The organism is Aeromonas sp. SER (genome assembly GCF_038739615.1).
In the GTDB taxonomy this organism is placed as follows: Bacteria; Pseudomonadota; Gammaproteobacteria; order Enterobacterales; family Aeromonadaceae; genus Aeromonas; species Aeromonas jandaei.
In genome coordinates this window covers 349,123-361,161 of sequence record NZ_JBCGFC010000003.1, presented here as the reverse complement: position 1 = coordinate 361,161, position 12,039 = coordinate 349,123, and the positions used below count along the sequence as shown (strand labels likewise).

Sequence of the window (12,039 nt, the reverse complement as noted above, 5' to 3'; positions counted from 1 at the left end):
AGTGAAATTGCCGCAGAACAGATACAAATATTACCAGCTCAACAGCATTTATCTATCTGCAAGCCAAGGCTTCCTTTTCTTCCCAAGGCAGGTAAGCTGCGGGGCAAATAGCGTCAAGCAGGAGAAGGGACGATGACAGAGCAGCATATCGCCGGGACGATCGGCATTCTGGGGGCGGGGTGGCTCGGGCTGCCGCTGGCGCGAGCCCTGTTGGCGGCTGGCACGCAGGTGGCGGTGACGGTCAGCAGCACCGAAAAAGTGGCCCGTTTGCAGGGGGAGGGGATCGCTGCCCATCCGCTGACGATTTCTGCCCATATGTCGGATGCGTGGCCCATCCCCTGCGAGAGTCTGGTGATCTGCGTACCTCCCAGCAAGACCGATGACTATCCGCAAGCGGTGGCAAGGGCCTGCGCGTTGGCCAAAGCGAATGGCACCCGGCGGGTGCTGTTTGTCAGCGCCACCTCGGTATGGGGGGCGGGTCAAGAAGAGGGTGAGCAGCCCAAACCGCGCCATGCCCGTGGCGAGCGGATGCTGGCGGCGGAGCAGGCGGTGCTGGCGGCCGGTTTCGAGACGGTGATGATTGTGCGCCCCTCCGGCCTTTATGGCCCGGATCGCCATCCCGGCCGTTTTCTTGCGGGCAAGACTCTCGATGGCGGCGCCCAGTCGGTCAATCTGGTTCATCTGGACGATGTGGTGGCGGCTTGCATGCTGCTGCTGGAGCGGGGCAAGGACGGGAATGTTTTCAATCTGAGTGCGCCGGTGCATCCGCGCCGCGAGCAGTTCTACCCCTTTGCGGCGCGCCAGCAGGGGCTGCCCGCGCCGGTCTTTATCGAGCCTGCCGGTGAATTTCAGCCCATCGACGGTCAGCTGATTTGTCAGCAGATGGGATTCAACTATCGCTGGCCCGATCCGGCCCACTGGTTTGCCGAGCTCGCCGCCTCGGGTAATTGAGGTTTGCCAAGGGGGTGATCGCCCCCTATCATGCCGCCATCCATGAGAGAGAGGCGGTAATGATGGTAGATACAAAACGTCACCCCGATGGGGAGTTGTTGCTGAGAACCCTGGCAATGCCAGCCGATACCAACCCCAATGGCGACATCTTTGGTGGCTGGATCATGTCCCAGATGGATATAGGTGGGGGCATTATGGCCAAGGAGCTGGCAAAAGGACGTATTTGTACCGTATCCGTCGAAGGCATGACCTTCCACAGTCCGGTCAAGGTGGGTGATGTGGTCTGCTGCTACGGCCGCTGCATGAAGATCGGCCGCAGCTCCATGAAGCTCAAGCTGGAGGTGTGGGTCAAGCCGGTACTGCGGGAAAACGACGCCCAGCGCTACTGTGTGACCGAGGGGATCTTCACCTATGTCGCCATCGACGAACACGGCAAATCCCGCCCGGTTCCGGTGAGTGCCTGATCAAACAAGCCGGGCGTTGATGATGGATATTTCCTGCTCAAGCCCGGTTTTTTGCCGTATCATGCGTTCCAGCATCTCCTCTGACCCTACATACTGAAGGGTGTCGAACAGACAGAGATCGCACTGCGGGTCACGTCTTATCTGGTAGACGGTGGCCAGCTCCACTTGATGACAGTTTCCTTGTTGATCATAAAACGTCACGTTGTACCGAAGTTCTTTCGCCATGAGACAGCGTCCTTCTGGTTGAGTGGAACAGGGACTATCAGCTTAGTCGGCGTTGATGACGTTTGTGATGGTCAAGATACAAAGCAAAGGCGGGCGGTTTAGCCGATGAAAAATAGTTATCGCATTCTTGGCACCTCCCTGCTGACCCTGGGGTTGGTAGGCTGTTTCGAGGTGCCGGATCAGAACCATCTGGTCACGGCCGATGGGATTGTGCCGGGTATCGACTGCCAGCGTCCGCCGCTGGTGGCGCTGGCGACCACGGCGCTGCCCCGTGAATTCGGCATCACGGTCTGGAACCTCTACAAGGGACAGCGCAAGAACTGGCGCGAGGGGATGGACAGCTACGCCAAGGGGCAGGATCTGGTGCTGCTGCAAGAGTCGGCCACCCGTCCCGAGATGCTCGACTGGCTGCGCGCCGGTGATTTCCAGTGGCAACAGCTGCAGGCCTTCACCCAGGGCGGTGTGTCGTTCGGGGTGATGACGGTAGCCAAGACCCCGCAGGCGTTCGTCTGTGGCGTGCGCTCCCCCGAGCCCTTGCTGCGTATCCCCAAATCCGGGCTGGTGAGCCTCTATCCGCTGCAGGGCGACCCTGACGGCGTGCTGGTGATCAACCTCCATGCGGTCAACTTCGAACTGGGGATGGCCACCTTCCGCGAGCAGCTCAATGATTTGACCGCGCTGGTGCGCCGCCATCAGGGGCCGGTGATCCTGGCCGGTGATTTCAACACCTGGAGCGACAAACGCCAGTTCTGGCTGAGCAAGCTGGTTGAAGAGTTGGGTCTGAAGGAGGCCGTGCCGGTGCCTGACTTGCGCCGTACCGCCTTTGGTCGCCCGCTGGATCATCTCTACTACCGCAATCTGGATCTGGTCGAGGTGAGTTCACCGGCGACCGACAGCTCCGATCACAACCCCATCATTGCGCGCTTTGCTGCCCAGTCGCTGACGCCGTGATCCTGTGATTGCCCCATAAAAAAATCCGGCGCCAATGGCGCCGGATTTTTTTGCGCTGTTGCCAGCGACAGAGGCATTACTGCTGATAAAGGCCCAGATGCTCTTTGGCGTAGGCTTCAAAATCGGTGCAGCCACCGATGTGCTGCTCGTCCAGGAAGATCTGCGGTACTGTGTTGACCGGCTTGCCGGCGCTCTTGGCAAGATCTTCTTTGGTGATGCCTTCGGCGTGGATATCGACGTAGCGGAATTTGAAATCATCGCGCTGTTCAACCAGCTGCTCGGCAATCTGCTTGGCACGAACGCAATAGGGGCAGCCGGGGCGACCAAAAATCACTGCAAACATCTTTTCTCTCCGTTGGTGAGGCCGTTGTGTGAAACCGTCAGGTCAGGCCATTGATAAGAGGCAGGGGACAGCATATCCCCCCCTCGTCACGACTTAAAGTTGAAATTGTCGATACCGTGATTCGAGCGCTTCTATTGCCTCAGTTCTCGTCGGCAATCTGGATCGGCTGCTGCTGGTAGATGCTCTCCAGCACCCCCTTCTCGAACACGGTCCAGGGCCAGGGGGCCTTGCTGGCACGGTAGCGATCATGGGTCGCCGGGTCTTGCGACAAGCCGCGCTGGAACATCACGAACGCCTTGCGCTGGCCACCGGCGGTATCGATAAAGCCCACCAGATTGGAGGTGCCGGTGATGGTGCCGGTCTTGGCATGCACCTTGTTCTTCATCATGGGGGCGGTGACGCTGCGCCGCCACGCCAGGGTGCCATCCACCTGCGAGCTTGGCAGCAGCTTGATAAGGCCAAGCTCGGCATCATTTTTCTGGATGAAGTTCAGCACCGACAGCATCTGGCGGGCGCTGATGAGATTGTGAGCGGAGAGGCCGGAGCCGTCGGCCAGGGTGGCGTTGCCCAGATCGATGCCGTTCTTGGTCAGGATGGCGCGTACCGCCATGGTGCCGCTGCGATAGCTGCCCGGCTTGTTGTAGTAGTGGCGGCCCACGGTTTTGAGGAAGGTATCGGCATAGAGGTTGTCCGATTTCTTCAGCATCTTGGCCAGCATCACCGGCAGGGAGACCGAGTAGTGGGTGCCCAGCGTCTCGGCGTTGTCCGGCGCCTTGTGGGTAACCCGCAGCAGGCCGTCATGCTTGATACCGGCACGGTCCATCGCCCAGCGGATGTTGTCCCAGCCCCAGGCTTCCACGTCGTGGATGGCGAAACGCAGACCCTGCGGATCCTTGTTCGGGGTGATGCAGCCCTTGAGTTCGTAGAAGTTGCCCTTGGCCATGTCCACTTCCAGTGCGCAGAACTGGCGCGCCATGTCGGCGTAGCTCATCACTTCCACGTTGTCGGCCCCGATGCCGATGGGCACGCCGGTGGCCACGTTGCCAACCGCCGGTTTGCCAATCTGGGTGGCAGTGATGGTGCCGTAGGCGCAGTTCTTGTCGATGATGACCGAGGAGACGGGAGCTGCGAAGCAGAGGGTCTGATCCCCCCACGACCAGCCGTTGCCGCGCTCGTAGCCGTTGTAGGCGCCGGTGTTGACGTAGACGTTGCCCTTGATCTGGTTGACGCCGAGCTGCTTGAACAGGGCCAGCAGATCCATCCGTGACAGGGTGGGGTCGCCGACGAAGTTGATCCAGATATCGCCATTGATGACGTTGCCCTGCTTGGCGCCGGGCTGGGCCTGAATGTCGGTGGCAAAGCGGAAGTCGGCGCCGAGCTCGAGACGGGCCGCCAGCGCGGTGAGCACCTTCATGGTGGAAGCGGGGGCGATCATCTGATCCGCATGACGGGCAAACTCAACGCCGTTGTTGCCCTGCACTATGATGGCGTACTGGCCACCCTGAGGGGGCGTCAGCGGGGCGGCATGAGCCGCCAGAGAGAAAAGAGCACAAAAACCAATCAACAGCCGCTGCATAACATCCTCTAACGTGACGAAGGGGCCAGACCGATAGCACTGACCCTGATAATTCAACCTTGTTTCACCCGCCGATGCAGGATCGGCCGTGGCAAAGCAATTCATACGATTTATGCCGGTCGCCACTGGCCATCACGCCAGCGAGTTGGCGGTGCGATAGCGACCCTCATAATCAAAAATCTTCTCTTTTATCTGCCAGAAGCGCCCCGATTTGCGGGCGATGACGAAATCGGGATGGCGAAACTGGCTTTCTGCCGCCAGCACGCTCGCCAGGGTGGCAAATTCGGGCTCCAGACCCGGGGCGGGCCAATGATGACGCACAAAGTGCTGTTGAAACAAGCGCCGTGCGCCCTCGGAGTGAAATCCGAAGTACTCATTGAGGGTGAGACCATCCTCATCGTGATAGATCACCTCCAGCCGCTCCCCCTGTTTGCCGCGCCCTGCGGTGAAGGTGAGACCGGCGCAGCGGATCACCATGCAATCCTTGAGATTGAGCGCCTCTTTAAGCTTGTCGTCAGGGTCGACCAGCAGCTGATCGCAGCTCTGGCAGCGGCGGGCTGCGATGTCGTTATCGCTGCCGCAAGCGGGGCAGATCTTGGCGCGAAAGCGGTAGTCGCACTCTTCGCGGTTGCCCTCGTCATCTTCAAACAGCCCCTGACAGCGGCGGCCGTAGTGCTCGATCACCTTGCCATCCTCGTCGGTCTTGCCCCAGAAGGTGTTGGCAAAGCCGCAGGCAGGGCAGGGCACCTGCACCGGCTCGGTACCTGCGTGGGGGCGAGGCTCCCCCACTTCGGGAGCAAACAGGTTGAAGTTGTTGCCGGCGTAGTCGAGCACCAGACAATCCTCCTTGCCCGGCGAGAGGCGCAGGCCCCGCCCGACTATCTGCTGATAGAGGGAGACCGACTCGGTGGGCCTGAGCATCACGATAAGATCGACATGGGGGGCGTCGAAGCCGGTTGTGAGCACCGCCACGTTGACCAGAAACTTGAGCTCGCGCGCCTTGAAGGCGTTGATGAGGGCATCGCGCTCCGGCCCCGGCGTTTCGCCGGTGATAAGTGCTGCCTGCTGGCCTCGGGCGCCAAGCAGGCCGTGAATTTCACGGGCGTGTTCGACGGTGGCGGCAAAGATCATCACCCCCTGCCGGTCGGCTGCATACTCCAGTACCTGACTCAGGATATGGGGTGTAACCCGCTCCTGCCGCTTGAGCTCGCCGTTGAGCTCCTCCTCGCTGAAGAGACCGTTCTCCCGCGGCACCAGCTTGCTGAAGTCGTAGTGAACGATGGGGGCATCCACCATGCGCGGCGGCGTCAGGTAGCCATTTTTGACCATAAAGCGCAGCGGCAGCTCGAACACGCAGTCGCCAAACAGCCGCTCGCCGTGGCTTTTGACCATGCCGTGGTAGTGGCGCCGGTAGATCCAGCCCAGTCCGAGGCGATAGGGGGTCGCGGTGAGGCCGAGGATCTTGAGGGCCGGATTGGCAGCCTTGAGATGGTCGATCACCTGATGGTACTGGCTGTCGTCATCCAGCGAGACCCGATGGCACTCGTCGATGATGAGCAGCGAAAACGCCCCGTCGAAGGCAGCCAGATTGCGCGCTACCGACTGTACCGAGCCAAACACCACCTGGGCGCTCGCCTCCTTGCGATCCAGCCCGGCGGCGAAAATATCGGCCTTGAGCCCCCACGCCTCGTACTTGGCGTGGTTCTGCTCCACCAGCTCCTTGACGTGGGCCAGCACCAGCACCCGACCGCGTGCCTTGCGGGCCAGTTCGGCGATCACCAGACTCTTGCCGGCCCCGGTGGGCAGTACCACCACGGCGGGATCCGGATGTTTGCGAAAGTGGCTGATAACGGCGTTGACGGCGTCGGTCTGGTAGGGTCTGAGAACGAACATGCAGGTTTGGCGCGGGGAAGGGCAGGATGGCGCCATTATAGGGGGCTTGGCGCCACAAAAACAGCGGGCCGGCATGATGCCGGCCCGTTGAATAGATTGTGTGCTTAGTGGAAGGGGAAGATGTAGTTCATCCAGCTTGCCATGCGCAGCAGTACCTTGCGCATCACCGAGACGTGGTGGAAGTATTCGGTATAGACGGCGGCCTGGCCGCTGGCACCGGCAATAACCTGATACTTGGCCCACTCGGGGTCGGTGATGGAGATGAGCACCGGCATGCGGCCCGGGCGGATAGCGCTGGTCTGATCCAGCAACATGGCGTTTGCCTGCACGTTGCCGGCGGCGATGGCCGGGATCACGGCGGTCACCTTGCCCTTGAAGATCTTGCCGGGAATACCGTCAATCACCACTTCGGCCTCGTCACCCACCGCCAGACGCTGCATGCTGTTCTGCCAGAACCAGCCGACATAGGCGGTCTCATCCTTGTGGATGAAGGTCATCACCGGACGATACATGAAGGGGGTGGCGATCATGCCGGGACGCAGGGCGAGCTGCACCACATGGCCATCGCTCGGGGCATAGACCACGGTCTGGGCCAGCTGGTATTTGGCTTCATCGAGCTGGGCTTGCAGATCTTCCAGCATGGCGCGTTGCTGATCCATCTGGGCGGCGATCTCGTCCACGCTCGCCTGAGTGACGTCGAGGTCACGCTGCTTGCCGACGCCACGGCGCATCAGGTCGCTGGCGCGATCCCGATCCAGCTTGGCGGAGCGCAGTCTGGCATCGATCGACTTGAGTTGATCCTTGTTGGCATTGAGCCGTGCAGTCAGACTTTCCACCTTCAGCTTGAAGGGCTCATCATCAAGGCGAAACAGCACGTCGCCCTTTTTCACCGGCTGGTTGGCTTGTACCGGCACCTCGACCACCCGGCCTTTGACCAGCGGCACAATGGGGGTTGAGAGGTAGTAGTTGCGTGCCATCTCGGAGTAGGGGTGGTTGTAGTTCATCAGCATGATGAGGGTGCCGATGAGGATCACGCCACCCAGCGCGGCGGTGGGAACTGTCCACTTGTTGAGCGGGATCCGGAAGATTTTGAAGATGGCTACGCAGAGTGCCGTGTAGGTCAGGATCAGTAGCAGGTCCATGATTTATCCCTGTTGCTCTTGCTGTTCGATATGGTTGAGGCGGCCTTTCAGCTCGGCCAGCTCCTCTCTGAGGGCCGCGATATCATCTTCATCTTTTTGCAGACGCTGGTTAAAGCCCCAGCCCCGATCCGGGCGGTAGAGGGTGGCCCAGATCCAGAGGAAAGGCCACAACACGTGCAGCGTAAACAGGCTGACCCAGCCGGCAACATGGATGGCATCCTGATGAGGGTGATTCCGATGTTTGGCGATTTCGTAAGGAATATCGTGGATCACGATGACTCCGTAGAAGATGACCAGCGCGACAAAGACGAGCAGGCCAAGGGCAAAGTAATCAAGGAACATGTATAACCTCCACTGGCTTCAAGCACAGCTTTATCATTGATTCATATATTCGGGAAAGCAATTGAAAATCACATATTTATCGTCAGGCCGCACGGAATCTTAAGGGCTTGTGCTGTATAGGAGCTTAAGGGAATAACGAGTTGTTTTATTGGCTTTTTTGTCAATGTAAAAGGGGCCAGCAGGCCCCTTTTTTACAACCGGATACCGGCATCACCCTTCGCTGGGGTTGCTGACCAGCGGTTGACGGAATTTCACCAGGAAGGCCACGGTAATCACGGTAGTGGCGGCCAGACCAATGATGGTCGAGATCCCCATCTCCAGCCCGAACCCGATGGGGGCGTTGGCCAGGTAGGTAAACACAACGGCGGTCATGAACATGGCGGGGATGGTGCAGACCCAGTGCAGCTTGCCCTCTTTGATGAGGAAGGCGGCAGCGGCCCACAGCATGATGACGGCGGTGGTCTGGTTGGCCCAGCCGAAGTAGCGCCAGATCACCCCGAACTCGGCCTTGGAGATGATGAAACCAAGAATGAACATGGGGATGGCGATCAGCAGTCGCTTGGCCATCGGTTTCTGGGTCAGCTTCAGGAAGTCCGCCACGATGAGGCGGGCACTGCGAAACGCGGTGTCGCCGGAGGTGATAGGCAGGATCACCACACCGAGAATGGCCAGAATGCCGCCCACGGTGCCGAGCAGGCTGGTGGAGACTTCGTGCACTACGGCAGCCGGGCCGCCGTTGGCCATGGTGGCGTTGAGCGCTTCGGTGCTGTCGTAGAAGGAGAGACCCAGGGTGCACCAGATAAGGGCGATGATCCCTTCACCGATCATGGCGCCGTAGAAGATGAAACGGCCGGACTTCTCGTTCTGCATGCAGCGCGCCATCAGCGGTGACTGGGTGGCGTGGAAGCCGGATACCGCGCCACAGGCGATGGTGATGAACAGCAGCGGCCAGAGCGGCAGCTCGGTCGGGTGCAGGTTGGAGAAGTCCATCCCGGTGTTGTAGAAACCTTTGCCGGAGACAATCAGACCGATGATAAGGCCGACCGACATGAAGACCAGCAGGGCGCCGAAGATGGGGTAGAAGCGGCCGATGATCTTGTCGATGGGGACTATGGTCGCGAGGATGTAGTAGGCAAAAATCGCCATGATCCAGTAGACCAGATCGGTGGAGGTGAGGTTGGCGAGCAGCCCTGCCGGACTCAGCACGAACACCACGCCCACCAGCATCAGCAGTACCACGGCGAACAGGTTCATGAAGTGTTTGGCGGCATTGCCCAGATGCTCACCGACTACGGTCGGTACCGAGGCACCTCTGGCGCGCACCGACAGCATGCCGGAGAAGTAGTCGTGAACCGCACCGGCGAAGATGCAGCCGAAGACGATCCAGAGCATGGCGACCGGGCCATAGAGGGCACCCAGAATGGGGCCGAAGATGGGGCCGACGCCGGCGATGTTGAGCAGTTGAACCAGATAGACTTTCTTGTCCGACATGGGGACATAGTCCACCCCGTCAGCCATGGTGATGGCGGGGGTTTTCAGCTCCGGTTTCGGGCCGAATATCCGTTCGATGAATTTGCCGTATATGAAGTAGCCGGCCACAAGTAAGCCGACACAGAGGAAGAACCAGATCATTGCTACGCTCCTGCATTTTTATTTTTAGGTGTGCGCAGCCACTCTAGGACGTTGGGCTGTTAATGGCAGGTGAAAAATGATGAGCGGCGCCATGGCGTGCCGAGCGGTCGGCGGCTGTGATCAGGCGCACACTCCACGGTTCACTCCAGCCCTAGTCGCTCCTTCAGCTCTTTCAGGTAGCGGCGGCTGACCGGCACCCGGGCGCCGCTCGGGGTGACTATCTCCGCCAGCTGGTTATCGAGCAGCCGGATCTCGAAGATGGCGTTGGGGGAGACCAGATACTGGCGGTGGCAGCGCAGCAGCGGGCTCTTCTCCTCCAGGGATTTGAGGGTGAGCTGGGTGTGGAACAGCTCACCCTGACAGGCGACATGGACGCCGCCCAGATCGGAGAAGGCATACTCCACCTGCTCGATGGGCAGCAGCCGTACCCGGTTGTGCAGATAGCCGGGAATATGGCGGATGGCGGGGGCCAGCGCTTCGACCGGTTGTGGGGAGATATCTTGCTTGAGACGGGCGAGGGTCTTGGCCAGCCGCGCCGGTTCCACTGGCTTGAGCAGGTAGTCGAAGGCGTTCTCTTCAAATGCCTGAATGGCATATTCGTCAAAGGCGGTGACAAAGACGATGCGGGGCAGGGGGTCAAGCATGGCGACCAGCTCCATACCGCTTAGCTTGGGCATCTGGATATCGAGAAAGACCACGTCTGGCTTGAGGCGCTGAATAAGCGGCAGCGCCTCGATGGCATTGCCTGCTTCCCCCACTATCTCGATGGCGGGATCACAGGCAAGGTGCTGTTTCAGCTCTTCGCGGGCGTAGTGCTCATCATCGACAATCAGGGTCCGGATCATGGTTGCTCCTTGGGCAAGGTGACAGAGACGCGCGTCCACTGTTCGGGCTCGTAGCTGACGCTCACCCCATAGCGCTCGCCAAAGGCGCTCTTGAGGCGCCGATCCACTATGGTCATTCCCAGTCCATCCCCGGCCGGTCGCGGTTGCCAGGCGCCGGCGTTGTCCTCCACATGGATGGTTACTGTCTCCTGTGTCTCTTCCGTGTAGAGATGCAGGCACCCCTTATCCAGTAGGGTGGAGATGCCGTGCTTGATGGCATTTTCGATAAGGGGCTGCAGGGTGAAGCTCGGCAACTGCAGCGTGGCCAGATGGGCCGGAATATCGTTTTGCACCGTCAGCCGATCGCCAAAGCGGGCCAGCTCGATCTCCAGATAGGAGCGGCAGTGTTCCTGCTCCTCCTGCAGGGTGGTAAGGCCGCTCTGGCGCTTGAGATTCTTGCGGAAAAAACGCGACAAATGCAGCAGCAGATCCCGCGCCTTGCCCGGATCTTGGCGGGTGATGGCGCTAATGGTGTTGAGGGTATTGAACAGAAAATGGGGATTGATCTGGGCCTGGATCAGTTTGAGTTCGGACTGCACCAGCAGCCGCTGCTGCTGCTCCAGCCGACCGGCCAGCAGCTGCTGTGACAGCAGGTTGGCGATCCCTTCCCCCAAGGTGTGGTTGATCTTGAGAAAGAGCCGCTTTTTGGGCTCGTAGAGCTTGATGGTGCCGATCACTCCTTTGTCCCCCTGCAGCGGGATCACCAGTACCGAGCCCAACTGGCATTGAGGCGAAAGGCTGCAGCGATAGGGCTGGCTGTTGCCATCGGCGAACAACACCTTGTTGCGCTCTATGGCGCGCATGGTGATAGCTGAGGTGATGGGCGTGCCCGGCAAGTGGTGATCTTCGCCGGTACCGATAAAGGCGAGGATCTTGTCGGTATCCGTAATGGCCACGGCACCGACACCGGTCTCCTCCTGAATGATGCGGGCAATCTTGTGGCTCGCCTCGGGGGTAAAGCCCTGACTCATGATCCCCACGGTGCGGTTGGCGATATTGAGCGCCTTGGCGGAGAAGACCCGGGAGAACTTCTCATACATCTGCTGCTGATCGCGGATCATGCTGATAAAGAGCGCTGCACCGCAGGAGTTGGCCAAAATCATCGGGGTGGCAATGGTGCGCACCAGCAGTAGGGATTTGTCGAACGGGGTCGCCACCAGCAGGATGATGACCATCTGCAGGATTTCGGCATAGAGGGTGGTAAAGAAGGCGATGCGAGGCTCGAACAGTGCATCCATCTTGCCGGCTCGCATCAGACGCCAATGCACTATGCCGCCCAAGAGCCCTTCGCAGGTGGTGGAGATGGCGCAGGCGAGATCGGTGAATCCTCCCAGGGTATAACGATGCAAACCCCCGGTCAGTCCGACCAGAAATCCCACCAGCGGACCACCCAGCAAACCACCCAGTACGGCACCGACGGCCCGGGTGTTGGCGATGGCGTCATCAATGTCGAGGCCGACATAGGTGCCAAGGATGCAAAAGCTGGAAAAAATAATGTATATCAGTACCTTGTGAGGTAGTCTGACCGAATAGTTGGCAAGCGGTCGCAGCAGCGGGCTTTTGGAAAAGAGGTAGGCGATCACCAGACTGACGCTCATCTGCTGCAGCAAGGAGAGGACCAACTGCATAAAAAACG

The 12,039-nt window shown here is 59.8% G+C and carries 12 protein-coding genes; 3 read left to right on the top strand and 9 right to left on the bottom strand.

Annotated features, from left to right (window positions below; genetic code table 11):
• Window positions 1-132 precede the first annotated feature (132 nt).
• Window positions 133-951 (top strand): NAD-dependent epimerase/dehydratase family protein, encoded by an 819-nt coding sequence (locus tag AAHA41_RS06690; RefSeq protein WP_323068756.1) that lies wholly within the window; start codon window positions 133-135, stop codon window positions 949-951.
• A 59-nt stretch (window positions 952-1,010) separates the two neighbouring features.
• Window positions 1,011-1,415 (top strand): acyl-CoA thioester hydrolase YciA, encoded by a 405-nt coding sequence (yciA, locus tag AAHA41_RS06685; protein ID WP_033113469.1) that lies wholly within the window; start codon window positions 1,011-1,013, stop codon window positions 1,413-1,415.
• Here yciA and AAHA41_RS06680 read toward each other — a convergent pair whose 3' ends face one another.
• Complete coding sequence (locus AAHA41_RS06680; RefSeq protein WP_323068757.1) at window positions 1,416-1,640, bottom strand: hypothetical protein; 225 nt, start codon at window positions 1,638-1,640, stop codon at window positions 1,416-1,418.
• A 105-nt stretch (window positions 1,641-1,745) separates the two neighbouring features.
• Between AAHA41_RS06680 and AAHA41_RS06675 the strand changes: the two genes are divergently transcribed.
• Complete coding sequence (locus AAHA41_RS06675; protein WP_323068759.1) at window positions 1,746-2,591, top strand: endonuclease/exonuclease/phosphatase family protein; 846 nt, start codon at window positions 1,746-1,748, stop codon at window positions 2,589-2,591.
• A 76-nt stretch (window positions 2,592-2,667) separates the two neighbouring features.
• Here AAHA41_RS06675 and AAHA41_RS06670 read toward each other — a convergent pair whose 3' ends face one another.
• The 8 genes from AAHA41_RS06670 to AAHA41_RS06635 all read right to left on the bottom strand — a co-directional run bounded on the left by AAHA41_RS06670 (window position 2,668) and on the right by AAHA41_RS06635 (window position 12,031).
• Window positions 2,668-2,934, bottom strand: coding sequence for a GrxA family glutaredoxin (locus AAHA41_RS06670; RefSeq protein ID WP_033113477.1), 267 nt, complete (start codon window positions 2,932-2,934; stop codon window positions 2,668-2,670).
• Between the two features lie 139 nt (window positions 2,935-3,073).
• Complete coding sequence (gene dacB / locus AAHA41_RS06665) at window positions 3,074-4,510, bottom strand: D-alanyl-D-alanine carboxypeptidase/D-alanyl-D-alanine-endopeptidase (RefSeq protein ID WP_042032408.1); 1,437 nt, start codon at window positions 4,508-4,510, stop codon at window positions 3,074-3,076.
• 132 nt (window positions 4,511-4,642) lie between these two features.
• Complete coding sequence (locus AAHA41_RS06660; RefSeq protein ID WP_323068760.1) at window positions 4,643-6,403, bottom strand: DEAD/DEAH box helicase; 1,761 nt, start codon at window positions 6,401-6,403, stop codon at window positions 4,643-4,645.
• A 104-nt stretch (window positions 6,404-6,507) separates the two neighbouring features.
• Window positions 6,508-7,545 carry an HlyD family secretion protein gene (locus AAHA41_RS06655; protein WP_033113466.1) on the bottom strand — a complete coding sequence of 346 codons (1,038 nt, stop codon included), beginning with the start codon at window positions 7,543-7,545 and terminating at the stop codon, window positions 6,508-6,510.
• 3 nt (window positions 7,546-7,548) lie between these two features.
• Entirely contained in the window at window positions 7,549-7,887 is a 339-nt protein-coding gene (locus tag AAHA41_RS06650) for a DUF3302 domain-containing protein (protein ID WP_033113465.1), read from the bottom strand.
• 210 nt (window positions 7,888-8,097) lie between these two features.
• A complete protein-coding gene (locus AAHA41_RS06645; protein WP_041208399.1) occupies window positions 8,098-9,519 on the bottom strand; it encodes a carbon starvation protein A in 1,422 nt (473 codons plus the stop codon).
• A gap of 140 nt (window positions 9,520-9,659) precedes the next feature.
• Window positions 9,660-10,364, bottom strand: coding sequence for a two-component system response regulator BtsR (btsR, locus tag AAHA41_RS06640; protein WP_323068761.1), 705 nt, complete (start codon window positions 10,362-10,364; stop codon window positions 9,660-9,662).
• Window positions 10,361-12,031: a sensor histidine kinase gene (locus AAHA41_RS06635; RefSeq protein ID WP_323068762.1), complete on the bottom strand. Its 1,671-nt coding sequence runs from the start codon at window positions 12,029-12,031 to the stop codon at window positions 10,361-10,363. The genes btsR and AAHA41_RS06635 overlap by 4 nt, the downstream gene beginning before the upstream one ends.
• Window positions 12,032-12,039 lie beyond the last annotated feature (8 nt).

Bases quoted from the DNA above. Each gene is read 5' to 3' on its own strand.
- AAHA41_RS06690 (WP_323068756.1), top strand. From the start codon at position 133: ATGACAGAGCAGCATATCGCCGGGACGATCGGCATTCTGGGGGCGGGG.
- yciA (WP_033113469.1), top strand. From the start codon at position 1,011: ATGATGGTAGATACAAAACGTCACCCCGATGGGGAGTTGTTGCTGAGA.
- AAHA41_RS06680 (WP_323068757.1), bottom strand. From the start codon at position 1,640: ATGGCGAAAGAACTTCGGTACAACGTGACGTTTTATGATCAACAAGGA.
- AAHA41_RS06675 (WP_323068759.1), top strand. From the start codon at position 1,746: ATGAAAAATAGTTATCGCATTCTTGGCACCTCCCTGCTGACCCTGGGG.
- AAHA41_RS06670 (WP_033113477.1), bottom strand. From the start codon at position 2,934: ATGTTTGCAGTGATTTTTGGTCGCCCCGGCTGCCCCTATTGCGTTCGT.
- dacB (WP_042032408.1), bottom strand. From the start codon at position 4,510: ATGCAGCGGCTGTTGATTGGTTTTTGTGCTCTTTTCTCTCTGGCGGCT.
- AAHA41_RS06660 (WP_323068760.1), bottom strand. From the start codon at position 6,403: ATGTTCGTTCTCAGACCCTACCAGACCGACGCCGTCAACGCCGTTATC.
- AAHA41_RS06655 (WP_033113466.1), bottom strand. From the start codon at position 7,545: ATGGACCTGCTACTGATCCTGACCTACACGGCACTCTGCGTAGCCATC.
- AAHA41_RS06650 (WP_033113465.1), bottom strand. From the start codon at position 7,887: ATGTTCCTTGATTACTTTGCCCTTGGCCTGCTCGTCTTTGTCGCGCTG.
- AAHA41_RS06645 (WP_041208399.1), bottom strand. From the start codon at position 9,519: ATGATCTGGTTCTTCCTCTGTGTCGGCTTACTTGTGGCCGGCTACTTC.
- btsR (WP_323068761.1), bottom strand. From the start codon at position 10,364: ATGATCCGGACCCTGATTGTCGATGATGAGCACTACGCCCGCGAAGAG.
- AAHA41_RS06635 (WP_323068762.1), bottom strand. From the start codon at position 12,031: ATGCAGTTGGTCCTCTCCTTGCTGCAGCAGATGAGCGTCAGTCTGGTG.